The sequence below is a fragment of the Paenibacillus sp. 4624 genome (genome assembly GCF_050435065.1).
GTDB lineage: Bacteria > Bacillota > Bacilli > Paenibacillales > Paenibacillaceae > Paenibacillus > Paenibacillus amylolyticus_D.
The window spans coordinates 323,115-348,788 of record NZ_JBNDJR010000007.1; the positions used below are offsets into that span (position 1 = coordinate 323,115).

The 25,674-nt window shown below is 46.1% G+C and carries 18 protein-coding genes and 1 riboswitch; of the genes, 16 read left to right on the forward strand and 2 right to left on the reverse strand.

The genetic code is table 11. The annotated features are described in order from the left end of the window. Position 1 precedes the first annotated feature (1 nt). From ABIE27_RS17925 to ABIE27_RS17985, 13 genes are all read left to right on the forward strand, one after another. A complete protein-coding gene (locus tag ABIE27_RS17925) occupies positions 2–1,378 on the forward strand; it encodes an ATP-binding protein (RefSeq protein ID WP_123063659.1) in 1,377 nt (458 codons plus the stop codon). Continuing rightward, positions 1,375–3,582, forward strand: coding sequence for a DEAD/DEAH box helicase (locus ABIE27_RS17930; protein ID WP_429351121.1), 2,208 nt, complete (start codon positions 1,375–1,377; stop codon positions 3,580–3,582). Before ABIE27_RS17925 ends, ABIE27_RS17930 begins: the two co-directional genes overlap by 4 nt. Positions 3,583–3,724: 142 nt before the next feature. Beyond that, positions 3,725–3,835: riboswitch (purine riboswitch) on the forward strand. A 106-nt stretch (positions 3,836–3,941) separates the two neighbouring features. After that, positions 3,942–4,910 (forward strand): EamA family transporter, encoded by a 969-nt coding sequence (locus tag ABIE27_RS17935; protein WP_429351122.1) that lies wholly within the window; start codon positions 3,942–3,944, stop codon positions 4,908–4,910. Between the two features lie 102 nt (positions 4,911–5,012). Further along, positions 5,013–5,438 carry a cupredoxin domain-containing protein gene (locus ABIE27_RS17940; protein ID WP_429351123.1) on the forward strand — a complete coding sequence of 142 codons (426 nt, stop codon included), beginning with the start codon at positions 5,013–5,015 and terminating at the stop codon, positions 5,436–5,438. 147 nt (positions 5,439–5,585) lie between these two features. Next, positions 5,586–6,608: an SDR family oxidoreductase gene (locus tag ABIE27_RS17945; RefSeq protein ID WP_123063655.1), complete on the forward strand. Its 1,023-nt coding sequence runs from the start codon at positions 5,586–5,588 to the stop codon at positions 6,606–6,608. Between the two features lie 176 nt (positions 6,609–6,784). Beyond that, on the forward strand, positions 6,785–7,117 hold the full coding sequence (locus ABIE27_RS17950; protein ID WP_429351124.1) for a hypothetical protein: 333 nt from the start codon (positions 6,785–6,787) through the stop codon (positions 7,115–7,117). Between the two features lie 177 nt (positions 7,118–7,294). Further along, positions 7,295–8,005, forward strand: a complete 711-nt coding sequence (gene treR / locus ABIE27_RS17955; protein WP_123063653.1) for a trehalose operon repressor — start codon at positions 7,295–7,297, stop codon at positions 8,003–8,005. A gap of 407 nt (positions 8,006–8,412) precedes the next feature. Continuing rightward, a complete protein-coding gene (locus ABIE27_RS17960; protein ID WP_429351125.1) occupies positions 8,413–10,482 on the forward strand; it encodes a bifunctional aldolase/short-chain dehydrogenase in 2,070 nt (689 codons plus the stop codon). Positions 10,483–10,495: 13 nt separating this feature from the next. Beyond that, positions 10,496–11,755 (forward strand): L-rhamnose isomerase, encoded by a 1,260-nt coding sequence (gene rhaA / locus ABIE27_RS17965; protein ID WP_123063651.1) that lies wholly within the window; start codon positions 10,496–10,498, stop codon positions 11,753–11,755. 159 nt (positions 11,756–11,914) lie between these two features. Further along, positions 11,915–13,588 carry a ribonuclease J gene (locus tag ABIE27_RS17970; protein WP_429351126.1) on the forward strand — a complete coding sequence of 558 codons (1,674 nt, stop codon included), beginning with the start codon at positions 11,915–11,917 and terminating at the stop codon, positions 13,586–13,588. A 468-nt stretch (positions 13,589–14,056) separates the two neighbouring features. Then, the gene (locus ABIE27_RS17975) at positions 14,057–15,040 is read left to right on the forward strand and encodes a LacI family DNA-binding transcriptional regulator (protein ID WP_429351127.1); all 984 of its coding nucleotides are present in this window, start codon (positions 14,057–14,059) and stop codon (positions 15,038–15,040) included. Positions 15,041–15,214: 174 nt separating this feature from the next. Then, complete coding sequence (locus ABIE27_RS17980) at positions 15,215–16,705, forward strand: glycoside hydrolase family 32 protein (RefSeq protein WP_429351128.1); 1,491 nt, start codon at positions 15,215–15,217, stop codon at positions 16,703–16,705. Between the two features lie 26 nt (positions 16,706–16,731). Further along, positions 16,732–18,717: a sucrose-specific PTS transporter subunit IIBC gene (locus tag ABIE27_RS17985; protein ID WP_123063647.1), complete on the forward strand. Its 1,986-nt coding sequence runs from the start codon at positions 16,732–16,734 to the stop codon at positions 18,715–18,717. Between the two features lie 165 nt (positions 18,718–18,882). On the opposite strand, the gene ABIE27_RS17990 is transcribed toward ABIE27_RS17985, so the two are convergent. After that, on the reverse strand, positions 18,883–19,782 hold the full coding sequence (locus tag ABIE27_RS17990; protein ID WP_090924024.1) for a manganese catalase family protein: 900 nt from the start codon (positions 19,780–19,782) through the stop codon (positions 18,883–18,885). Between the two features lie 58 nt (positions 19,783–19,840). Beyond that, a complete protein-coding gene (locus ABIE27_RS17995; RefSeq protein WP_429351129.1) occupies positions 19,841–21,568 on the reverse strand; it encodes a cellulase family glycosylhydrolase in 1,728 nt (575 codons plus the stop codon). 213 nt (positions 21,569–21,781) lie between these two features. Between ABIE27_RS17995 and ABIE27_RS18000 the strand changes: the two genes are divergently transcribed. From ABIE27_RS18000 to licT, 3 genes are all read left to right on the forward strand, one after another. Beyond that, on the forward strand, positions 21,782–22,609 hold the full coding sequence (locus tag ABIE27_RS18000) for an amidohydrolase family protein (protein ID WP_429351130.1): 828 nt from the start codon (positions 21,782–21,784) through the stop codon (positions 22,607–22,609). Between the two features lie 291 nt (positions 22,610–22,900). Next, complete coding sequence (locus tag ABIE27_RS18005) at positions 22,901–24,343, forward strand: 6-phospho-beta-glucosidase (RefSeq protein ID WP_429351131.1); 1,443 nt, start codon at positions 22,901–22,903, stop codon at positions 24,341–24,343. Between the two features lie 292 nt (positions 24,344–24,635). Next, positions 24,636–25,466, forward strand: coding sequence for a BglG family transcription antiterminator LicT (gene licT, locus ABIE27_RS18010; RefSeq protein ID WP_123063643.1), 831 nt, complete (start codon positions 24,636–24,638; stop codon positions 25,464–25,466). The last annotated feature ends 208 nt before the right edge of the window (positions 25,467–25,674 follow it).

Below are 25,674 nucleotides of genomic sequence, written 5' to 3' on the forward strand. Positions count from 1 at the left end.
CATGACGGAGCATAGAGTGAATGAACATCAACCAAACCAGCTTAAGATTCCAAAACGCTTGACCACCGCACTGGTGAATTCATTAACGGCAGGTGTCGTGCCGCGGATTGGTCTGGAACAAATTGCTGTAGGACGAAAGCCGGAAGTAGAGGCAATCCTGCGAGATTTAGATAACATCGCTGAAGGCGGTGCGGCATTTAAATTGATTACTGGCCGTTATGGCAGCGGTAAAAGCTTTCTTTTGCAAATGATTCGTAACTACGCGATGGATCGTGAATTTGTGGTTGCGGATGCGGATCTCTCCCCAGAGCGTAGACTTGTTGGCGCGAAAGGACAAGGTCTGGCGACTTATCGTGAGCTGATGACACGATTGTCTACACGAACACGCCCGGATGGTGGGGCATTGGAGCCTATTTTGCAAAAATGGATTGCAGGCTTGCAGCAAACAGCGATGACCCAGTTGAATATACGTCCAGATGATCCTGCGTTACCACTGGAGGTAGAGAAACAGATTTACCTGGTGACAGGTGAGATGCAGAATCTGGTTCACGGTTTTGATTTTGCCAAAGTGCTTGCTTCTTACTGGAATGGTTACAAACTTGCCGATGATGACCTGAAACAGTCTGCACTCCGCTGGCTTCGGGGCGAATTCGCAACCAAAACGGAGGCCAAGAAAGAGCTCTCCGTGGGTGTAATTATCGATGATGACAACTGGTATGACTATTTCAAATTATGGTCTGAATTTACGGCGCGCATCGGTTACAAAGGGCTGTTGCTCTTTATCGACGAAGCAGTGAATCTGTATAAAATTACAAACAGCGTTTCGCGTCAAAGTAACTACGAGAAGCTGCTGACGATGTTTAATGATACAATGCAGGGGAAAGCCGAGCACCTGGGCATTTTTGTGGGGGGGACTCCTCAGTTTGTAGAAGATGAACGCCGTGGTTTATTCAGCTATGAAGCGCTTCGTTCCAGACTTATTGACGGTCGTTATGCCGCAAGTGCATATGCGAATTATACGGGTCCCATTATCAAACTTGCGATGTTATCGCATGAAGAAATTTTGATTTTGTTACAAAAGTTACGCCAGATTCATGCCCTTCATTTTGCGTATACGGCGAGTTTGAGCGATGAACAATTAGTTGATTTTATGCAAATGGCTGTGAATCGTTTGGGTGCGGATGAGCTTTTGACAACACGAGAAGTGGTGCGGGACTTTATGGATGTGTTACATACGCTGCAACAGAATCCTGATGTCACATATGAGCAGCTACTCGGTGAGCGTGCAGTACAGGCGAACAGTTCGGGTCGTGGAACGTCTGGTTCAACACAGGAGCCGGATGAGCTGGATGATTTTCTGGCGGAGTTCGAACTATGAGTGACAATCCAAATCCATTTTATAGACTGGCCCCGTTTGTGCAGGAATTTATATATAAAAAAAGATGGGAATCGCTGCGTCCTGCGCAGATTGAAGCGTGCAACATTTGTTTTCATTCCTCTCACCACATGCTGATTGCGGCGGGGACGGCTTCCGGCAAGACGGAGGCCGCTTTTTTTCCCGCGTTGACTGAACTATATGATGAGCCTTCCAAGTCGGTGGGAATTCTGTATATTGGCCCTTTAAAAGCACTGATTAACGACCAGTTCGAACGACTCAAAGACTTGCTCACGGAAGGGAATATTCCTGTCTGGCATTGGCATGGGGATGTGCCGCAGTCTGAGAAAACCAAGCTGATGAAAAATCCGTCAGGTGTGCTGCAGATTACGCCCGAATCGCTGGAAGGGCTCTTGATGAATCGTCCGAATGCGATTCCAGCGCTTTTTCATGATCTGCGTTATGTCATTATCGATGAGGTACATGCGTTTATGGGAGCAGATCGGGGCATTCAAGTGTTGAGTCAACTAGCTCGAATCGAACGTATGGCGGGCTGTTCCCCTAGAAGAGTTGGACTATCCGCTACACTTAGCGATTATGATGCAGCGACAGCTTGGCTTGCAGCAGGGACGCGGCAAGGCGTCGATGTAGTATCCTCCCCGGGCGGACGCAAGCTGCGGCTGCGGGTGGAGCATTTTTCATTCCCGGATGCACAGAACGAAGAGCAGGCTGAGCACCTTCATCATGCGCGTAAAGCCTATTACGACTTTATTTACGAGAGCACCTATCGCAAAAAAGCACTGATTTTCACCAACAGCCGCACGGATGCGGAAGTCACCATTCTGGAGATGCGCCGTGTTGCAGCGCGCAGAGAAGAGCGGGATGTGTTCCATGTGCATCATGGAAGTATATCGGCCATGCTGAGAGAAGAAACCGAAGCGGCTTTGCGGACAGGTGCAGGTCCTGCTGTCGCTGCGGCGACGGTTACGCTGGAACTCGGCATTGATCTGGGAGAATTGGAGCGTGTCGTTCAGCTTGGGGCACCTTATAGTGCTTCGAGTTTCGTTCAGCGGCTAGGTCGCTCGGGTAGGCGTGATGATATGGCATCGGAGATGCTTTTTGTATGCCCGGAGGAAGAAGACGAGGAAGCGCAGTTGCCCGCTCGTATGCCATGGACATTAATGCGTGCAATAGCTGTGATTGAGCTGTATGTTAAAACCAAATGGGTAGAGCCACTTGAAGCTCGGAAAATGCCCATTGGCGTTCTCTATCACCAGACGATGAGCATGTTGAAAAGTATGGGGGAGGCTGAGCCAAGAGAGCTTGCGGCCGCGATCCTCTCCCTGGCGCCGTTTTCAGAGATTACACCGGATCAATATCAAACGTTCCTGAATTACCTGATTGCGACAGATCATCTGCAATGGACGGAGGAACAGACGCTGATTATCGGACTCACGGGTGAAAAGATCGTAAACAACTATCGCTTCTATGCCGTGTTCAAGGACGATGAAGAGCATAAAGTGCTGAACGGATCGGAAGAGATCGGGTCGATCACGACCGTGCCGCCGCCAGGCTATTGTTTCTCGCTCGCTGGCAAGCTGTGGAAGGTGGAAGAGGTGGATCACAAGCACAAGGCTGTGTACGTGAAGTCCGCGAAGGGCAAAGTCGATACACTGTGGCTTGGTGCAGGTGGAGATATTCACACCGCGGTCGTACAAAAAATGCGCGAAGTGCTGTCCGAATCCGTGATATACCCGTATCTGTCTCCACAAGCGGTGAACCGTTTGGAGCGTGCACGTCGCCTGGCTCGCGAGAGCGGATTGCTCAAACAGGTCGTCATTCCCGCAGGCGGTGATTCCATGTATGTGTTGCCGTGGGTAGGAAGCAAATCGTTTCGCACGCTGGAGCGGTTGATGAAACATAATTTGTCTGAAAGGCTCGCTTTGCGTTCCGTTGTGCCGATGGAACCATACTATTTTGTGTTATCAGGCAAAGTGGATGAACGAACCTTGTTAGCCGAGATGATGAGTGAGTGTCGAACGGCTCAGGATGCATCTGATCTGCTTGCTGAGGATGAAGCACCGTATCTTGGCAAATATGATGAATTTATAGCACCACCTTTGATTCGTGAAGCTTTCGCGGTGGATGGGCTAGACCTCGAAGGATTGAAATCAGGATTGCAAAAGACGTTAGAGTGGGAAAGTTAGAGCGGCGCTAGAGTGAACAAATGAGATTGGCCGTTTAAAGTTTACAATTTTAAAAATTTGTAAGTTCGAAATTAAAAAGAAATGGGTTGACACCACCTGACCTCCCATGTAATATATGAAAAGTCGTCACACATGAGCGATAGTTAAATTGCATACTTCATTTCGTATAACCTCGCAGGCCGAAAGTGTACACAGGGCGAGGGTCTCTACGGGAAGCCTATACTTCCTAACTACGATGCAAAGGAATCAATATATTCCTTGCTCGGAGTTAGGATTTTTTTGCATTTAATACGTGGTTGTGACCTTACATGAACCCGGACACAGGGCGCATTATTGAATCATCAGGAGGTTAATTACACATGAAATATTATTTGTCAGTCCTTGCAGGCGCGATGAGTTATGGTATTCTGTCCACCATTGTTGTACTGGCGTATGGCCAGGGATATCAACTTGGTGAGGTTGTGGGAACACAACTGATTACCGGCTTCATCTTGTCATGGATGCTGGCTCTATACACACGTTTTAGAGCTAAACGCAAAGCACAGGCTGCTGGTGGCCAGGCTAAGGTTGCATCGGCTAGCCCTACACAGGTCTTCACACGTCTAACTTGGAAACAACGTTTGATGCTAATGGCCGCCGGGACACCAACCGTAATTACGGGACTCGTATATTACCAATCGTTGCGTTACATTCCGGCATCACTTGCGATCATCCTGCTCTTCCAATTTACGTGGATTAGCGTGCTGATTCAGGCGATTAGCAAACGTCAGCGTCCAGACAAAATTACGTTCCTGACCCTCTTTATTCTGTTTGGGGGAACCTTGCTGGCAGCAGGTTTTCTGGAACAGGGCATTAGTAAACTCAGTGGTTTAGGGATTGCGCTCGGATTAATGGCTGCTGTTAGTTACTCCTTGTTTGTATTATTCAGCGGTAAAGCGGTTCCTTCTGGACACCCTGCATTTCGCAGTGCATGGATGGTTACAGGCGGATTGATTCTGCTGTGCATCTTGTTCCCGCCGACTTTCCTCTTTAACGGTCTAATCTGGAGTCAACTGCTTATATTTGGATTATTGCTTGGGTTTTTTGGTGCTTTTATCCCTCCAGTGCTGTTCGCCATCGGCGTACCTCATATTGGTGGAGATATGGCAGGTATTCTGGGGGCAGTTGAACTTCCGGTTGCGGTGCTTTTATCCTCCATCGTACTGCATGAGCATGTTAGCGCTCTACAGTGGTTTGGTGTCGTGATCGTACTGATTGGTGTGGCTCTGCCAGAATTGTACAAAATGAGAGCACGGCGAAGTCGGAGCACACCTGTATATTCCGGATAGCCCAGAGGGGTCATTTTCATTAAGTTAAGAATGGGGTATGCTTGTATAGTACATCCATCCACTTAAAAATGAAGATGGGACAACGGGATAAGGAGTGTGTATATGAATAACTGGTTTAAAAAGACATGGCCGATCTTAACCTTGGGTGTGGCTGTGATTGCTCTGCTTAGTGGATTTTTTGTATACTTCATGGGCAAAGACGTATCCCCGGGATCGGGCAATGCAGTAACGGCCAAGGTCGAAACACCGGAGGATTTGAAGGGATATGAGGTCATTAATGTGAACGTGAGCAACGAAGGATTTGAGCCGAATGTCATTGAGGTGAAATCTGGAGTGCCTACGAAAATTAATTTCATCCTGACCCGAAGCGTGACACACGTCAAATCTGTCGCTGCAGAGAAGTTAGGCATGGATCTTTATATGCAAAAGGGAGATAACTACTACACCGTTAATCAGAACGTCGCCCCAGGAGAATATGAGCTTCACTGCGGGATGTACATGATCTACGGAACGATTAAGGTTATTTAGAGAGTCAGCGTAACGGATAGGGAATGTTCTCCAGAGATCTTTAGTTCAACTCATATAGAGGAGCAGAGTTCGGGCAACCGGACTTTGCTCCTTTTTTGCCTGCATGATATCATGAACGAGGAACATAATCGATCTGGAGGTGCAGCAATGAAAGCGCTATTTATCGGAGGGACAGGCACTATAAGTACAGCTATTACCGAGATGCTTGCGAAGCAAGGCTGTGAATTGTATTTGATTAATCGCGGCAATCATAACGATGATTTGCCTGCAGAAGTCAAGGTTCTTCAAGCCGACATTAATGACGAAAAACGGGTGGCCGAGCTGATCGCCGATTTACAATTTGATGTAGTTGCTGATTTTATTGCTTTTGTGCCCGCTCAGCTGGAGAGAGATTATCGGTTGTTTCAAGGCAAGACCAAGCAGTTCATTTTTATAAGTTCCGCATCGGCTTACCAGACACCGCTGTCCGATTACAGAATCACCGAAGGAACGCCATTATCGAATCCATTCTGGGAATACTCCCGTAACAAAATTGCGTGTGAAGACTACCTTATGAAATTATATCGGGATGAAGGTTTTCCTGTGACCATTGTTCGTCCAAGCCATACCTATGGCAATAAGTCCGTACCGCTTGGTGTGCATGGTGCGAAGGGAAGCTGGCAGGTTCTGAAGCGTATGCTTGAAAATAAACCAGTGATCATCCACGGTGATGGCACTTCGTTATGGACGATTACACACAACACCGATTTTGCCAAAGGTTTTATCGGCTTAATGGGCAACATCCACGCTATCGGTGAGGCTGTACATATCACCTCGGATGAGTCTGTCACATGGAACCAGATTCATGAAATCATTGCTGATGTGCTTGGGGTCAAGTTGCATGCAGTTCATGTGCCATCGGATTTTTTGGCGGCTAGCAGTGATTTGGATTTCCGGGGTGGTTTGCTTGGAGATAAAGCCAACACGGTTGTTTTTGATAACAGCAAACTGAAACGGCTGGTTCCTGATTTTGTTGCAACGACAAGGGCGGATCAAGGCATACGCAGTACGATTGTGCATATTCTGAAGCACCCCGAATTACAAATGGAGGATTCTGAATTCGATCAGTGGTGTGATCGGGTTGTCAGCACATTGGACGAGGCGTTGCTTAAAATCAGAGATGGAAAATAAGACTCGAAAGAGAAGGACATTTTATACACATTCCCATTCCAGGTATTTACATTCGATTTTCGAATCGTTATAATCAATAAAAAAATAACACTTTAGGGGAGGCACCCCAACTCAGGACATTGTTCCTTGGTTGGGGTGCCTCCTTTTTTTGTGTGCACAAAAAGGGGGGCAAGGTATTGAAAAACTCAAGAAAACGGTTAAAAAAGCAAGCGGAGCAGATGTCTAAAGTAATGCTGGCGTTTGCATTACTGTCGCCTCATACATTGATGCCTGAATGGAGCCAAGCGAGCACAGCAATGGCAGCAACGGTAGAGAATATTGGGGTAGTATCCGATACATCCTCATTGAAGGCGGTACAATCCTCCAAAGTGAAAGTGGAGATGAACAGCGATGGAAAATACCGAATCGTATTACTGCCAAGTACGAACGTTTTTTACGGAGGTGACACGGGTAACGTATCGACGATTATTGACCACCACGGCACAGCAATCAATTTCAAATCTGAATAAACTGATGCAGGTTATTGCAAGCAACACAGTTTCCCTTTGAATTGGTTTTAATGTTATTATTGGTGTAATGATACTGTATATACTTTGGACTATTAATTTACACATAAATATCTTTAGTTCAGTTTATATAAGTTGCTAATATGACATAAAAAGGGTAATGAACTATGGTGATGAAAAATGAATAATAAATTTATCCGGATATACGAAGATATTGCTGGACGTATTCGGAATGGAGACATCGAAGCGGGCACACTGCTTCAATCAGAACTGGATTTATCAGAACGGTATCAAACATCAAGGGAAACGATCCGTAAAGCACTGAAAATGCTATATGAAGAAGGTTACATCCAAAAGATTCAAGGTAAAGGTTCCATTGTACTCGACATCCGTAAAATTGATTTCCCCGTGTCAGGCCTCGTTAGCTTTAAGGAGCTCGCACAAAAGATGGGACACCGCGCACAAACGGTGGTAAAGCTGTTTGAGGAACAAACGGTGGATCAGGCGCTCAGCCAAAAGACGAGCTTTGGTCTGAATGAACAAGTGTGGCAGATCAATCGTGTTCGCATTGTAGATGGAGAACATGTCATTCTGGACAAAGACTATATCAGCCAGCGGTTAATTCCAGGGCTGAACCAGGAAATCTGTAATGACTCCATCTATGAGTATATCGAACAGAAACTTGGGCTATCGATATCTTATGCCAAGAAAGAAATATTGGTAGAGGAGCCTACGGCTGAAGATCGCGAGTTACTTGATCTTGAAGGTTTTCACAATGTTGTTGTCGTGAGAAGTCAGGTGTATCTTGAAGATACTAGCCAGTTCCAGTATACGGAATCACGTCATCGACCGGACAAGTTCACATTTGTGGACTTTGCCAGACGCAAGTAATTGGAGTAGAAAGTTAAGAAAATAAGCTATACGTACTCGGTAATTAAATACGTTACCTAATGTCGACAAGCAAAGAGTATCAGGTCACTGTAATCAGATGTGATCGGGTACTCTTTTTGTCATGCAAGATTAAAAACGCTTCATCCATAGGAGGGGGAGAAGCATACAGAAGAAGTTATAGAGTTGTTGAAATGAAGCTGCACGGTAAGTGACAGGACAAAGCATGATATAGGGTTGATGTGCTGTTTGTTTTTCACATCTCAAATAATAAAACGAAATAAAAGTTGCTTTCTATAGGTATTCTTTGTATTTTTCTGTTTTCTCTCATAAAATATTTGTTTTCAAAACAAAACAAAGATGATAAACTCGGATTTAGGAAGAAAACAAACATTATCGGAGGGGAACAAATGGTACAGAGTTTATGGAATGCAGCGAAGGCATCAGAGAAAACAACAGGGCTTGAACAATTAGTTTACCGCTCTAATCTGATCGGAACAGATCGTCGGGTTTGCAATATTTATGGGGGTAACACATCTACTAAAACAACAGTAAAGGATTTCCGCGGTCGTGATGTCGAAGTGATGTATGTGAAGGGGAGCGGCTCGGATCTCGGTTCCATGGAAGCAAAGCATTTTACCGGACTGGCGCTTGAAGATATCGGCCCGCTCATGGAACGTGACTCGATGTCAGATGAAGAGATGGTTGAATATCTCGGGCATTGCATGATTGATGCGAAACATCCGCGAGCTTCTATTGAAACGCTGCTGCATGCGTTTCTCCCGTTCAAACATGTGGATCATACTCACCCGGATGCGATTATCAGTCTCTGCTGTGCAGATAACGGGAAAGAGCTGGCACGTGAAATATATGGAGAGCGTTTTGTGTGGGTTCCTTATGTGCGCCCAGGTTTTACACTCTCCAAAATGATTGCTGAAAGCGTATCCGCAAATCCGAATGCAGAGCTAGTTCTCATGGAGAAGCACGGTCTAGTGACTTGGGGAGAAAACTCTGAGGAATGTTACGCACAGACGATCAAGATCATTAATGAAGCAGAAGCATTCATCGAGGCACGTGTTAATGAAGCTAATCTCTTTGGCGGAGTAAAACACCAAGCACTTCCTGCTGAAGTTCGTCGTCAGATTGCTGCTCGTGTGATGCCTGTCATTCGCGGGGCCGTGTCGGACAGCAAAAAAATGATTTTGTCCTTTGACGATCAGGAGGATGTACTTGCTTTTGCAGGTGGAGCAGATTCTCCGCAGTTGTCTCAGGTTGGCGCGGCTTGTCCAGATCATCTGGTACATACCAAAGTGGTGCCGCTGTTTATTGACTGGACGCCGAATGCGGATGATATTGATGGATTAAAAGCAAAGCTTGCGGAAGGCATCGCCGCGTACAAAGAACAATATAAGCAATATTTTGAAGGCAACAAAAATGAAGGCGATGTGATGTTCGAAGCGGCTCCTCGCGTTATTCTCATTCCTGGCGTAGGTATGATCAATACAGGCAAAAGCTGGGCGTTGTCCCAAGTCAGCGGTGCGTTGTATCATCGGGCGATTGCAGTTATGCGCGGGGCAACAAGCCTCGGTAAATTCGTTTCGCTCAGTGCGAACGAATCTTACAATGTGGAATACTGGCCGCTGGAGCTATATAAGTTGTCGCTGGCCCCTGCAGAAACAGAGTTTTCTCGCAAAGTTGCCTTTATTACGGGCGGTGCAGGCGGTATCGGTAGTGAAACAGCACGTAAACTCGTTTCGGAAGGCGCACATGTTGTGCTTGCAGATTTGAATCTGGAAGGCGCACAGAAGGTAGCACAGGAAATTAACGATCAATACGGTGCCAATCGTGCATTTGCACTCAAGATGGACGTGACAGACGAAGAAGCGGTACAGGCAGCTTATGCAGAAACGGCTCTGCAATACGGTGGTGTGGATATCATCGTTAACAATGCCGGTCTGGCTACATCCAGTCCATTTGACGAAACTTCATTGAAGGAATGGAATCTGAATATGAGCGTGCTGGGCACGGGTTATTTCCTGGTTGCTCGCGAAGCATTCAAATTGATGAAAGAGCAGGGGATCGGTGGAAGCATGGTCTTCATCGGATCGAAAAACTCGGTATATGCAGGTAAAAGTGCTTCTGCTTACAGCTCGGCCAAGGCACTCGAAGCCCATCTGGCTCGCTGCATTGCGGCGGAAGGCGGCGAATATGGCATTCGTGTCAATACCATATTACCGGATGCGATCCTGCAAGGTTCTGCGATCTGGAACGGATCTTGGAGGAACGAACGTGCCGCCGCATACGGCATTGAACCGGATCAGTTGGAAGAATATTATCGCAAACGCACAACGCTGCTCGTTAACATCTATCCGAGGGATATCGCGGAAGGCATTGCCTTCTTCGCTTCATCGAAATCGGAGAAAACGACAGGTTGTATGCTGACTATTGATGGTGGTGTACCCGCAGCATTTACACGTTAAGGAGGTTAAATCGATGCAAAATCAGGTGGAACAAGCGTACCAAGCTGCGAAGTCTTTATATGCTCAACATGGCATCAATACAGATGATGTATTAAATAAGCTGGCAGATATCAAAGTATCCGTACACTGCTGGCAAGGAGATGATGTCAAAGGTTTTCTCAACCAGGAAGGTGAACTGACGGGTGGCATATCGGTTACGGGAAACTATCCGGGCGCAGCAACAACCCCTGCGGAGCTTCGTGCAGACCTGGAGAAAGCTTTTGCTCTCATTCCCGGTAAACATAAAGTCAATCTGCATGCGATCTATGCCGATACAGACGAACAGGTGGAGCTGGATCAGATTGAGCCAAGACATTACGAAAACTGGGTAAAATGGGCGAAAGAGCACGGCCTTGGACTGGACTTCAACCCAACGTGTTTCTCACATGAAAAATCAAGCGACGGCTTCACACTCAGTCATCCTGACCCCGAGATTCGCAAATTCTGGATTGATCATTGCAAAGCTTCTCGGCGAATTGGTGCGTATTTCGGCGAACAACTGGGCCAAACCTGTGTGACCAATGTATGGGTACCGGATGGTTTCAAGGACAACCCTGTTGACCGGATGTCTCCCCGCAAACGTCTGAAGGACTCATTGGACGAAGTATTTGCCGAACCGCTGAATCCGAAGCACAATCTGGATGCGGTTGAAAGCAAGCTGTTTGGTCTTGGTTCAGAAGCTTATGTTGTCGGTTCACATGAGTTTTATATGGGATACGGGTTGCAAAATGATACGTTAATCTGCCTGGATGCCGGTCATTTTCATCCAACAGAAGTGATATCAAACAAGCTGTCCTCTCTGGCATTATTCACGAGCGGTATTCTGCTTCACGTTAGCCGTCCGATGCGCTGGGACAGCGATCATGTTGTTATTATGGACGACGAATTGCTTGAAATTGCCCGTGAATTGGTGCGTCATGAGCTTCTCGGCACAACACATATCGGACTGGACTTCTTTGACGCCAGTATTAACCGCGTAGCTGCATGGGTTGTCGGTACGCGCAACACCATTAAAGCTTTGCTGCGAGCTATGCTGGAACCGGTAGAAGCTTTAAAACAGGCGGAGCTGGATGGAGATTACACGACACGCCTGGCCTTGACGGAGGAGTTCAAATCCTATCCATTTGGCGCAGTATGGGACTACTATTGTGCTCAGCAAGGTGTGCCTGTACGTGAACAGTGGATTAAAGAAGTTAAATCCTACGAGCAGGACGTTCTTTTGCAAAGAACATAATTGTTATATGATGGAATCTCATAGACCACGTCGGAACGAACGTTCCGTACGTGGTTTTTCGCGTATATCCGCTGTTATGCATAACCAAGGCGATTCCTTCCATACTAGGAATACATAAGAAGAAATTAAGGATGAGATCCAGAGGAGGGTGAAAGCATTTTGAAGTTTGCTCATAACAAACTATATATAGCTGCACTTGGCGGCGTGAATGAAATCGGGAAAAACATGTATTTGATTCAGTATGATCAAGACATCATTGTGATTGACTGTGGTTCGAAGTTCCCGGATGAAACGATGCCAGGCATTGATCTCATCGTGCCGGATGTTACGTATTTGCTCGAAAATCAGGATAAAGTAAAGGCCCTTGTAGTCACGCATGGACATGAGGATCATATTGGTGGAATTCCGTATCTTCTAAAACAAATCAATATCCCCGTTTACGCTTCCAGGCTAACACGAGGTCTAATTGAGTTGAAATTGAGAGAGCATAACCTGCTGCGCCAATCCGATCTGCACACCATTGACGCAAACTCTCAGCTCAAGCTGGGCAGTATCGATGTTTCTTTTTTTGCAACGAGTCACAGCATCCCGGACTGTCTGGGTATTTTCTTTCAAACGCCGGCAGGCAATGTGGTGCACACGGGAGACTTCAAATTTGATATGTCCCCTGTAAACGGTCCTTTCCCGGATTTACACCGCATGGCTGAGATCGGGAAACAAGGGGTGCATGTGCTGCTTTCCGAGAGCACCAATGCCGAAAGACCGGGATTCACTCCTTCAGAACGTGTTGTCGGGGACCATATTCTGGATGCATTTATTCGTGCGAAGCAAAAGGTGTTTATCTCTACCTTCGCATCCAATATCAGCAGAGTTCAACAGATCGTGAATGCTGCGTTTCAGACTGGCCGCAAGCTGGCATTGCTTGGACGAAGCATGATTAACGTCGTGAATGTTGCAAGTGAACTCGGTTATCTCGACGTTCCCGACGGACTATTGATTGAAGCCGCTGATTCAGGACAGTTTCCGCGGGAGCAGGTGGTTGTGCTATGTACGGGAAGCCAGGGAGAGGCGATGGCTGCCTTGTCCAGGCTGGCTGCGGGCAAACATCCTCAAGTTAGCATTGAATCTGGAGATACGGTTATCATTGCAGCAGGAGCCATACCTGGCAACGAAAGGAACCTTGCCCATGTCATCGACAACCTGTATGTTCTGGGTGCTCGTGTGATTTATGGCTCCAGCGGAGCGGCGGGAATGCACGTATCCGGTCATGGCAGTCAGGAAGAGCTGAAACTGATGCTTACGCTGATGAAGCCGGATTATTTGGTACCGATTCACGGTGAATTCCGGATGTTGTATCAGCACAGATTGCTTGCGGAATCTGTAGGGATTGAGCAAAGTCATGTGTTTATCGTCAATAATGGAGATATGGTGGAATACAGAGACGGAACGGCTTCATTAGGTCCGAAGATTGCCTCAGGTAACAGCTTGGTTGACGGGCTTATTATCGGTGACGTCGGCAATATTGTGCTTCGGGATCGCAGGCAGCTATCATCGGATGGGATGCTGGTCATTGTAACCACGCTTAGTAAAACAGAAAAACAAATGGTTGCCTCCCCGGAGATCATCTCCAGAGGTTTTGTTTTTGTGAAGGACTCGGAACAATTCATGAAGGAGATTCATGAACGGGTCGTTAACCGGATGGATGAATTAACGGGTGCCGGGGTCAATCAGTGGAATGTGATCAAACGGAAGCTGAAAGATGAGATCGGCCATTACATTTATGCGCAAACCAAGCGCAGACCTATGATTTTGCCGATTATTATTGAGGTATGATTGAACTAAATGATGTTTGCAGGCAGAACGGAAGACCATCCGTGCCTGATGTCTTAGAGTTTGTGTCTTCAAAATGACTTTGCCAAGCTCGGTTCGATTCGTATGTAGCACACGACGCTGTGAGCTTCTGCGTGAATCGGGCTTTTTTGCTATGTCATCCTGCTCATATTCGATGAGCTTCGCGATTTAAGTTATAATACATAAATGAATGATCTTATAAATAATTTAGACTCATTATTTACACAGAAACGGAGAGGACAGAAAAAACCTGGAAAAGCGGAGCGGCCGCCTAAAAACTTTCTGAAAGAAAGCTGCCTCGGAAGCATACGCTTATCACCGGATTTTCTCCTTATAGAAAAGGGAATTCATAAAATCTGGGGATAACAGCGGTTGGAAGGTTATTCTGACATCGAAGTGAACGTGTAAATCATATTTCGTGCAATTCATTTAGATCAAAAGGAGTTTCTTATGAATAAAACGATTTCAGATATCGCTCAGATGGCAGGTGTGGCGAAGAGTACCGTATCTCGTTTCCTGAACGGCGGCTCGGTCAGCGAAGATACCCGTCAGAAGATTGAGCGTATTATTAAACAATATAATTATGTTCCGAACACTTTTGCACAGAGTCTCAAAGCAAAAAAGACCAGCATTATCGGTACAGTGGTTCCGCGACTGGATTCCTATGCGACATCACAGACGCTGATCGGCATCGATGAGGAGCTAAGAGGACTGCAATATCAGATGCTCATTGCCAACACGAGTCAGGATATGCAACGAGAGATTGATGCGATTTATGATTTTGCCAGACAAAAAGTATCCGGGATCATTCTACTTGCTGCTGAAATTACAGATGCACACCTGAAGGCCATTGAAGACATCCAGATTCCCGTGTTACTGGTAGGACAGCAGCATGAGTTACTGCATAGTCTTATTCACAACGACGAACAAGCTGGATATCTCATGGGGGAATATGTTGTGGAACAGGGGCACCGAGAGATTGTGTACCTGGGAGTAAGCGAGAAAGATCAGGCCGTAGGTATTCATCGTAAACAAGGGTTTAAACAGGCGATTGATGAGTGCAGTGATTGTACGGTAAGGTATTATGAAACGAGCTTCAAAATGTCAGAAGCAGTGATTACGGCAGCGGAGATTCTGGAAAAAAATAGACCCTCTCTTATCGTTGCAGCGACAGATAATATTGCGATGGGCGTTATGAAAACAGCGTCCTTTCAAAAAATTAGCATCCCCCAGCAATTGTCAGTAGCCGGGTTCGGCGGATACGATATCACTGAAATGATTCATCCGACGCTGACAACCGTAAAATATCATTATTTACAGGCTGGAAAACTCGCGGCGAACCATATCAGCAAGCTCGTTAAAGGGGAGAGTGTGAGTCAGCACACTGTTATGGATGTCGAATTAATTCTCCGAGAAAGCGTTGACAAAATATAAATTGATCCATTATGATAATTCCATCGAACCGGTTCCACTCAAGTTTTAGTGTGAGAATGATGACACCGGGGAGCAACAATGTTGTATGGGATTATTTTTTTATCCACATTGGAACCGGTTCCTTTGAAAAAGGGACTTCTGATTTTGCAATATGATTGGAGATTGATATGACGTATGAAAATGACAAGAGAGCAGCTCTATCGGCGAATTGAGCAAGCTGAACCGGGAGAGATTGCTACACTGGAAGCTAAGATCGCCACATGTTCCTGGAGACAGAGTTATCATATTCAGCCCGTAACCGGTCTGCTTAACGATCCTAACGGATTTTCCTTCTATGAAGGTTACTACCATCTGTTCTATCAATGGTTCCCTCTTGGAACGGAGCACGGCATGAAATATTGGTATCATACTCGCTCAAGCAATTTGGTGGACTGGGAGAATGTTGGCATTGCGATTGAACCCGGAACTCCTTATGACTCGCATGGAGCATATTCCGGAAGTGCGATTGAAAAAGATGGCAAGTTAAACCTGATCTACACAGGCAATACGCGGGATGAGAACTGGATTCGACATCCGTTTCAGTGTTTGGCGTTCATGGATGAACAGAACGTGGTGACGAAATTCGAGCATCCTGTCATTTCTGACGTACCGCCTGGATATACCGAGCATTTCCGAGATCCAAAGGTTTGGCTGCACGAAGATGTCTATTATGGTGTCATTGGAGCCCAGCGTACGGATGAGACAGGATGCACGGTTCTTTATCGGTCGGCAGACTTGAAACATTGGCAGTTTCTTGGGGAGATCATCACAACATTACCTGCCTACGGATACATGTGGGAATGCCCCGACTATCTGGAATTGGAAGGTCACGGCGTACTCATTTTCTCACCACAGGGCATTCCGGCCAAATCAGACCGATACCAGAACATTTATCAATCGGGATATCTGATTGGTGAACCTCTGAACCTGGAGACGAGAGAATTCATACATGGGAAGTTTGACGAACTGGATCGTGGATTTGATTTTTATGCGCCCCAGACCATGCAATCACCGGACGGAAGACGAATCCTGGTTGCATGGATGGGACTTCCTGATCTGGCGTATCCCACAGACGAGAGTGGCTGGGCCCATTGTTTAACGATTCCACGGCAATTATCGATCCGAGGTGGCAAGCTTATTCAGCAACCCGTTCCTGAAATGGCCCAGTTGCGCAAGGATCAGCAAGGTATTATGGCTCAGGACTCACTTCGCAATGGAAGCCGATCCTTTACAGGCTTAAATGGTATCGCTTACGAACTCCAATGTGAGATTAGCGACAATGATGCAGACCTTGTGGGCATTGAGTTTAGGGCGAGTGATACGGAGAAAACAGTCATTCAGTATGATCGCCTGCAGCGCAAACTTATGTTGGATCGCAGTCAGTCAGGTGCACCGCTCCCCGAAGCCAATGGTGTCATTCGCACCTGTGCTTTAAATGAAGGTATGGATGCAGATGCTCTAATTAAGCTGCATCTGTTCGTGGATTCGTCCTCGGTTGAGATATTTGTCAACGATGGACAGGAAGTCTTCACGAGCCGAATCTTCCCAAGCCGGGACAGTACAGATATTCGTTTTTTTGCACACGGAGGCAAGGCAGGTTTCAAAGCGGTTATGTGGAAGGTTTAGATTGAATGAGAGAGGGATGAGACAACATGTCGGATAATGGGCGCATTGCCAAAGAGGTCATCCAGGCCGTCGGGGGAAAAGACAATATCGCCTCCTTTGCACATTGTGCAACACGGCTTCGCATCATGGTGAAGGATAAAGAGCAGATTGATCAGAAACAAGTTGAGAACATCGACAAGGTGAAGGGTGCCTTTTTCAACTCGGGACAATATCAAATTATTTTCGGCACAGGTACGGTCAACCGAATTTTTGAAGAGGTGGAGAAGCAGGGGATCGAAGGGACATCGAAAGAAGATGTGAAGAGTCAGGGAAAAAAGGAAGGCAATGCATTTCAGCGGGCTATTCGCACATTTGGTGACGTCTTTGTTCCGATTATTCCTGTACTTGTGGCAACAGGGTTGTTCATGGGTCTGCGCGGTCTGCTTACGCAAAATGAAATTCTGGCATGGTTCGGTGCGACGCCTGATGATATATCCCCAAACTTTCTGCTGTTCACGCAGATTCTAACGGATACAGCTTTTGCGTTCCTGCCTGCGCTTGTCGCCTGGTCCGCATTCCGCGTATTCGGCGGGAGTCCGGTTCTCGGGATTGTACTTGGCCTAATGCTCGTGAATCCAGCGCTGCCGAATGCTTATGCTGTAGCTGATGGTTCGGCGCAACCCTTGCATATGTTCGGCTTTATTCCCGTCGTAGGATATCAGGGCTCGGTACTGCCTGCCTTTTTTGTAGGTTTGCTTGGTGCGAAGTTTGAAAAAGTATTGCGTAGACGTGTGCCTGAGGCACTGGATTTGATTTTAACTCCATTTATTACGCTAACGGTAATGATCACGCTGGGACTATTCGCCATTGGCCCTGTATTTCACTCACTTGAAGAGTGGGTGCTGCACGGCACAACGGCTGTACTCGATCTGCCTTACGGAATCGCTGGTATTATAATTGGCTTCTTCCATCAGATTATCGTGGTTACGGGTGTACATCATATCTTTAACTTTCTGGAGATTCAATTGCTTGAGAAAACGGGTTTCAATCCGTTTAACGCGATTATTACATGTGCGATGGCTGCACAGGGGGCGGCATGTCTTGCCGTGGGTTTGAAAACCAAAAATATGAAGCTCAAAGCACTCGCGCTTCCTTCATCGTTATCGGCATTCCTTGGTATCACTGAACCAGCAATCTTTGGTGTGAATCTGCGTTATATGAAACCGTTTGTGATGGGATTGATCGGGGGAGCAGTAGGTGGCTTCATCGCTTCGCTCTTCCATCTGCAAGGTACGGGTATGGCCGTGACGGTAATTCCCGGAACACTTCTGTATCTGAATAGTCAATTGCCTTTGTATATCTTGTCCAACGTAACGGCAATGGCGATTGCTTTTGCACTGACATGGTTCTTCGGTTATAAAGATCAATCTGTAGAGACAGCTTCCGGTAACGGTTTGTCTGTGGAATCGACGATTGTTTCATCTGCATCGGGCGTAGCTTCATCTACTTCTACATCGGTAACGGAATCGGTCAACGCAGCATCTCGTCCCAAAGTGAAACAGCTGGAGATCGCATCCCCGATCCATGGTACAATCGTTGAACTGGAGCAGGTGCCTGATCCGGCATTTGCGGAAAAACATATGGGAGAGGGCATCGCCATTGAGCCATCCGAAGGCAAAGTATATGCTCCGTTTGATGGCGTTGTTGCCCATGTCATGGATAAGAGTAAACATGCAGTTATTTTAGAACATGAGACAGGAGTTCAACTGCTGGTTCACATCGGCATCAATACCGTCGGTTTGAAAGGAAAAGGCTTTGTTACTCATGTGAAAAGCGGAGATACCGTGCTTGCGGGGCAACTTCTCATTGAATTTGATATGGAAATCATCGAGGAGGCTGGGCTTCCGTTGATTACACCCGTGTTAATTCCAAGCGGGAACGACGCCATTGCTTCTGTGACAGCGATATCAAATGGCATTGTGCAAGCGAACGGAAGAAAAGTGCTGACGATAGAGTTTACGGAGCCGCAATAAGTGAATGCCACGTAAAACAACGTAAACCGTTACAGAGCCCTATGAACTTTCTTAAATCTTAAATCATTGCTTTAAAAAGGGTACATCAGGTTACGATAAAAATTACAAAAATCAAGGGAAACCGTGTGGAGACATCCTCCGCAGGTTTCCCTTTTTCTGATGCTATTACAGTCCGGCATTCCGTTTAAGTCGTTCTGCAATCTGAAGAAAGTCTTCTGGGGATATACCAGGAGCGAATTCTTCTGGCAAGTCGGGAAGTTCAGGAATTGGCCCTCCATATCCCGGTAAACCTGCAAAGGCTTCCAGTTTACCCCCGTCGGTAGGATGCACACCTTTCCATATCTGGGCAATCTGCTGATAATCCTTGTCACTGAACGTGTACAATCGGCGTTGCTCACCCATGGCTTCCCATTTGCGGGTAGTCTCAAACGCTTTGTTGTCTAGAGAGGGGATCGGAATCAGCTTGGTCACGTCGACCCCGGTCGCAATCTCCAGTGCTTTGGCGTATGCCAGAATGTGTACACCGCCTCGGACAAGCAGATAACCCGTCATCTCACGAGCCGTATTGTTGTCGGTCATTTCGTACACTCTCATTTTGTGTGTTCTTGCACCACATTCCAAAAAGAAATTATGAAGCAGATCCAGAATCAGATTACCGCTACTGAAGACATACGAGCCATTCCAGGGTCTTCCCATGGAATCATAGGGCAGCGCTGTCTGCGCGGATTCAATAAAATGTGAAGTCATACGTAAATCCTTGGCTATGCGAAGCGGTGTGGAGTCTGGTTCGCCAGGTGACGTTGAGCCTTCGAGCATCAAATTAATCGTGTTGGCGACAAGTTCGACATGACCGAATTCTTCCGCCGTAATACTGGCGACAATGTCATAGAAAGGACGCAGCTTGGATCTGCCTCTGAAGTTAAACGACTGATACATGTAATTGTTCAGCGTCGACATCTCGCCATATTTTCCACCTAGCAATTCCTGAACTGCACTAGCTCCGTTGGGATCCGGATTATTCGAAATAGGCAATTCAATGGCAAGACGATCTACACGTTTAAACATGTCAACTCCTCCTCAATCCTCATTACAATCAAGGTATGAAGGTTGACTTGTACGTTATTCAATCTATTGTTGTGCCCTTAACGCTTGTGCCATTTTTCGTAAGGGTATATTCAATCACAGCACCACTCCAGAAATGGAACTTGAGCTGGATTTCGCCATTTTTGGTTTCGTTAAAAAAGTTGGGTTTCAGTTCAATGACGTTGCGATCATAATCCGGGCTAAACGTATAGGCAAATTCCTTAAATGATGTCCAGTTCTGAGGGCCAGCATTTTCTCCATTGGCATAGGTCGCTTCCATCGTTGCGAGCTGATCGCCACCAAATGTGACAGGAATAGCGAAAGCACTGGTTGTACCCTGTGCGTCACTTAACACAGGTGTGTTGTATTGAATAATATGCAGCGTCCAGTCTGCACCTTCACTAAAACCGGCTGTCAGTGTAGCATTTACACCTAGTTTGCCTTCAGTTGTTAATCGGGAGAGTAGATCTGATGTTAAAGTGAGCACACCGTTTCGAATCGTGTAATCTTTACCTCGTAGAAGCGGAGCTGTACCATTTTTCAGAGAAAAGAAGCGGTTTCCATTCAAATGGAGAGTAATTTTTACATTCTGGATGGGTTCATGTTGTTTCAGATAAACTTGATCGGTCTCTGCTGTGGATGAACGTCCGTTCCAGCTAGCCCGGATCATATCAAACAGTTGTTGATCTGACCAAGTATAGCTAGTGCGTCCAAAATGTTGTCCATTGTCCCAAAGCATGGTGGTCATCTGTTTTCGACGTGAGTAATGTCCAACGAATTCAAAAAACTTCAATTTCTCACCTTGTTCAATCACACCTGTATGCTGGTCAAACCCGAGTAAACCGTACTCACCGATGATGACTGGAATGCCTTTGGCTGTAAAGGCATCGTGAACGCGGTCAAACGTATCGGTAACGTCCTTTTGTACTTCGTCGTTGAATTTGGTGAATCCCGCAATGTTCACGCTGAAAGGCCAGAACCCGTAATAATGTACGGTAGCGATGAGATTAGGATCATCCAGCTTTTGAATCGTCTGATTCAGCGCATCCAGATCAGGCTGAGCCGATGAAGTATGCATGGTAGGCAGTACAAGTGGACGGGTGTCATTGTTACCGCCGGACGATCTTACGATATGATGAAAAGACGTGTTTAACGTATCCAGCATGCGGTATCCCGTGTCTGCATTCGTAGTGCCACCTTCGGTGAAGCGGGGTTCATTGACACTTTCGAACATCAGTTTCTCGGGTGCATCTTTGAATTTGTTTGCAATCTGTGTCCAAATGGCATTGTAGCGCGCAAGAACGTGATCATAGTCTTTCTCCATGGTGCTAATCCAGCGCCAGGAATCATGATGCAGATTGATCATCACATAGAGGTTAGCATCAAGCGCCCAGCCTACGATCTCCTGAACCCGATTTATGTAAGCAACGTCAATGTTGTAATCCGGTTCGTCACCAATGTGAGCTTCCCAGGTAACGGGGATACGTATGCTTTTGTACCCTTGATCGGCAATCGATTGTATGAGTTCTTTCGTAATGCGTGGGTTGCCCCAAGCTGTCTCATCATCCCCCACAGCATCCAGCGAGTTACCCAGATTCCAGCCTGGTTCCATCGCGTTAACATAGGTTTGCATTTTACTTACGGGGGCTGGTTTGCTGGTGGGTTCGAGGTTGTCTGTAGCTGCAGAAGTCATCGCCGTCGAGAACAAGGACAGAAACAAGGCGGCAGCCACGGAGATCGAGAGGATGGACTTTCGTTTTTTTGGCATCAATAACATCTCCTTTTCAAAACAAGATGATGAAGCTAAAATACTGAAAGCGTTTTCTGAACAGTAAATATATCACAGTTGACAGGAAGGAAATACCATCACAATTGGAATAAAATTCATTCGGATATTAGTGCTTATCTGCTGCATTTGATTTATATTTAAATGAAAGGCAGTACACTGAACTAACGTGGACAACACAGGAGGACACATATCATGAAACTCGATGCACATCAACATTTTTGGAATTATAACATCCGTGACTATGGATGGATCGGTGAAGAGATGAGTGTGATTCAGCGTTCATTTCTGCCGGAAGACCTAGAGCCAATCCTTACGGATTCTGGCGTCTCGGGCTGTGTAGCTGTGCAGGCAAGGCAAAGTCTTGAAGAAACCGAGTGGCTGCTCGAACTCGCGGATAAGCATGATTTCATTAAAGGTGTTGTGGGATGGGTAGATCTCTGCTCTGAGGAAGTCTCATCTCAACTAGAAAAGTTTGCGGCTAACCCTTGGTTGAAGGGTGTTCGTCATGTCATCCAGGACGAGCCTGATGTAAAGTTTGTGCTGCGTGAGGATTTTCAACGAGGGATTGCCCTACTGGAACAGCACAATCTAGCCTACGATTTGCTCGTATCGAAGGAACAACTGCCGTATGCCGTGGAATTGGTTCAAAAGTTCCCACAGCAGCGCTTTGTCATTGACCATCTGGCTAAACCGGACATTAAGGCGGGAATCGGTTCGCCTTGGAAGGAAACCATCGAAGCGATTGCCACGTATCCAAATGTCTATTGCAAATTATCTGGTATGGTCACCGAGGCAGATTGGAATAAGTGGACCCAGGAAGACTTTGCCCCCTATCTGGATACTGTGCTTCAAGCCTTTGGACCTAAGCGAGTGATGTATGGATCGGACTGGCCGGTATGTACCGTAGCAGGAACATATGCGCAGGTTTTCGATCTGCTGAAAATGCATGTTCACAGCTTGTCAGAGGCAGAGCAACAAATGATTTTTGGTGATAACTGTGCCGCGTTTTACAAATTATAAGCAACTGAGAAATAGCGATGGCATAGAGAAAAATGACCTTTAACTGAGCCAATAGGTATGTTTAATTAAATTGCGTGCGTTGACATATTTCCTGTTTCTTGGTAATGTTTTATCTAATCCGCATAATGTTTTCTGGGAATGTTACCGAATACGGGCATAACCTGAGCTGGCTTGTGATACACGTCATAGTGTATACAGGCTGGTTCGGGTCTTTTCTATTTTCCAAGTGGCAGATCTGGAGGACAGAAAAGGGGCGGATCATGGAGTTACATATTTGAAAGGAGAATACGAATGACAACATTTAAATTTCCTGAGAACTTTCTGTGGGGTGGAGCAATTGCAGCTAATCAGGCAGAGGGAGCATACCTTGAAGGTGGTAAAGGGCTGAGCATCGTTGACCTGCTGCCAACGGGAGAAAACCGTAGAAGCATTATGAAAGGAAATGTACCCGCGTTTACACCGCTCGCTAGCGAGTTTTATCCATCACATGAAGCGATCGATTTCTATCATAGATACCCGCAAGATATCGCTCTTTTCGCCGAAATGGGGTTCAAAGCATTACGTGTATCGATCGCTTGGGCACGGATTTTCCCGACAGGTGAGGATGCACAGCCGAATGAAGCGGGTTTACAATTTTACGATGATCTATTTGATGAGCTCTTGAAACATGGCATCCAGCCTGTGGTTACGCTGGCTCACTTCGATGTGCCTGTACATCTGATTGAGAAGTATGGCAGCTGGAGAAGCCGCAAACTGGTGGATTTGTTTGAAACCTACGCGATAACGGTATTTACTCGCTACAAAGATAAAGTGAAATACTGGATGACGTTTAACGAGATCAATATGCTGCTTCATCTTCCTTTCCTTGGTGCCGGACTGGCATTTAACGAAGGTGACAATATCAAAGAGATTCAATATCAAGCGGCACACCACCAACTCGTTGCAAGTGCGCTTGCCGTTAAAGCTTGCCATAAGATCATCCCTGATGCCATGATTGGCTGTATGCTCGCAGCAGGCAGCTTCTACCCGTACACATGTAACCCGGAAGATGTATTCCAGGGGATGGAGAAGGACAGAGAATCCTATTTCTTCATCGATGTACAATCACGTGGGGAGTACCCGGGTTATGCCAAACGTTTCTTCAAGGATCACAACCTGAACATTGTGATGGAGCCGCAGGATGCTGACATTTTGCGAAACAACACAGTAGACTATATCGGCTTCAGCTATTATTCCAGTCGGACAACCAGTACAGACCCTGAAGTGAACAAAAATATGACCAGTGGTAACGTGTTCGGTTCTATAGCCAATCCATATTTGGCAAAATCGGAATGGGGATGGACGGTTGATCCCAAGGGTTTCCGTATTACGGCGAATCAGCTACATGACCGTTATCAGAAACCTCTGTTTGTGGTGGAAAATGGATTTGGTGCACATGATGAGGTGAGCCCTGAGGGTGAAGTCGATGATTCGTACCGAATCGATTATTTGAAACGCCATGTAGCTGAGATGGGGGAAGCCATTCAGGATGGCTGCAACATCATCGGTTATACCAGCTGGGGGCCCATTGATATTGTCAGTGCCTCTTCCGGGGAGATGAGAAAACGTTACGGTTACATCTATGTGGATCGTGACAATGAAGGTAAAGGCGAGTTGACTCGGATCAAAAAGAAAAGCTTCGAATGGTATAAAAATGTCATTGCCTCTGGCGGTACAGACCTGGGAGACAAGTAATCTCAGTTTTTTGAGAGCAGCTGTTTCCAAGCATGAGGAAGTTGCATGATTCATGCAACTTCCTCATGTCTGCTCGTTGAAAGCGTTGACATATGACGCAGTTCACGCTATACTTGACGCAAATATATCGTTACTGGGATTGTTACTACATCACACGCGTAGGCAAAACCTGAGCACCAAAAAAAGCAGACCGCCGCGTCTTGTTTATTTTGTGATGCTCCAGGTTTTTTTGCATGCCCATAATTGGATATATCTTGGCGACTAGAGAGTGGAACGTGACGGGGGGATTGAAGTGAAAATAGCAAAGGTTATCAACAATAACGTCATTAGCATCTATCAGGCCGACGGAGCAGAGCTTGTGGTGATGGGACGTGGGATTGCCTTTAAGAAGAAGCCGGGAGATAAAGTAGACGAGACCCGCATTCAAAAAGTATTTGCCTTGAAAAACAAACAGACATCCGATAACTTTAAAACGCTTCTGCGGGAAGTTCCGATGGAACTTGTTGAGATTGTGGAGGAGATGATTGCCCATGCACGTGACAATTTGGGGCGTAAACTGAACGAGAACATCTATGTTTCGCTTACAGATCATATTCACTTTGCCATCGAGCGTTATCATGAGGGAATCGAGATCAAGAATGCTTTGATGTGGGAGATCAAGCAATTGTACAAAGCGGAGTTCGGGCTGGGATTGCGCATGCTGGAGCAGATTAATACTAGGATGAATGTCGAGCTCCCACCAGATGAAGCGGCCTTTATTGCGCTCCATATTGTGAATGCGGAAATGAACGAAGAAGTCATTACGACGATGAATATTACGAAGTTTATCCAGCAGATTATTAATATCGCCAAGTATCATTTCAAAATGGAGTTTGATGAGGAGTCTCTCAGTTACTTCCGTTTTATCACACACCTCAAGTTTTTCTCCCAGCGAGTGCTTAGTGGAACGCATTATGACAACAATTATGATCATTTTTACGACATGATTAAGGAGAAACATCCTGAAGCAGCAGCATGTGTAGAGAAAATCGCATTATTTGTCAAAAAAGAATATGATCATGAACTCACCAATGAGGAAAAGTTATATCTTACGGTTCATATCGAACGTGTCGTGAATCGTTAACATTTTAATTATTGACATAAATGGGTATATTATAATATTATGTTTGTAACAGGAATTGAATACGATTTAACTGGGATTGTTACTGGTTATGCAGGCAAAACCTAAGTCATGTGTATTTCGGAATTTTATGTCCGTTTACTCAAGGCTTAGGTTTTTTGTGTGCAAAAAATCGGTAAAAAGACTGTTAGACAACAAGTAGGAGGGCAAA

What these genes read in the sequence shown, in the direction of transcription:
- ABIE27_RS17925 (WP_123063659.1), top strand. Translation starts at nt 2, where the DNA reads ATGACGGAGCATAGAGTGAATGAACATCAACCAAACCAGCTTAAGATT.
- ABIE27_RS17930 (WP_429351121.1), top strand. Translation starts at nt 1,375, where the DNA reads ATGAGTGACAATCCAAATCCATTTTATAGACTGGCCCCGTTTGTGCAG.
- ABIE27_RS17935 (WP_429351122.1), top strand. Translation starts at nt 3,942, where the DNA reads ATGAAATATTATTTGTCAGTCCTTGCAGGCGCGATGAGTTATGGTATT.
- ABIE27_RS17940 (WP_429351123.1), top strand. Translation starts at nt 5,013, where the DNA reads ATGAATAACTGGTTTAAAAAGACATGGCCGATCTTAACCTTGGGTGTG.
- ABIE27_RS17945 (WP_123063655.1), top strand. Translation starts at nt 5,586, where the DNA reads ATGAAAGCGCTATTTATCGGAGGGACAGGCACTATAAGTACAGCTATT.
- treR (WP_123063653.1), top strand. Translation starts at nt 7,295, where the DNA reads ATGAATAATAAATTTATCCGGATATACGAAGATATTGCTGGACGTATT.
- ABIE27_RS17960 (WP_429351125.1), top strand. Translation starts at nt 8,413, where the DNA reads ATGGTACAGAGTTTATGGAATGCAGCGAAGGCATCAGAGAAAACAACA.
- rhaA (WP_123063651.1), top strand. Translation starts at nt 10,496, where the DNA reads ATGCAAAATCAGGTGGAACAAGCGTACCAAGCTGCGAAGTCTTTATAT.
- ABIE27_RS17975 (WP_429351127.1), top strand. Translation starts at nt 14,057, where the DNA reads ATGAATAAAACGATTTCAGATATCGCTCAGATGGCAGGTGTGGCGAAG.
- ABIE27_RS17980 (WP_429351128.1), top strand. Translation starts at nt 15,215, where the DNA reads ATGAAAATGACAAGAGAGCAGCTCTATCGGCGAATTGAGCAAGCTGAA.
- ABIE27_RS17985 (WP_123063647.1), top strand. Translation starts at nt 16,732, where the DNA reads ATGTCGGATAATGGGCGCATTGCCAAAGAGGTCATCCAGGCCGTCGGG.
- ABIE27_RS17990 (WP_090924024.1), bottom strand. Translation starts at nt 19,782, where the DNA reads ATGTTTAAACGTGTAGATCGTCTTGCCATTGAATTGCCTATTTCGAAT.
- ABIE27_RS17995 (WP_429351129.1), bottom strand. Translation starts at nt 21,568, where the DNA reads ATGCCAAAAAAACGAAAGTCCATCCTCTCGATCTCCGTGGCTGCCGCC.
- ABIE27_RS18000 (WP_429351130.1), top strand. Translation starts at nt 21,782, where the DNA reads ATGAAACTCGATGCACATCAACATTTTTGGAATTATAACATCCGTGAC.
- ABIE27_RS18005 (WP_429351131.1), top strand. Translation starts at nt 22,901, where the DNA reads ATGACAACATTTAAATTTCCTGAGAACTTTCTGTGGGGTGGAGCAATT.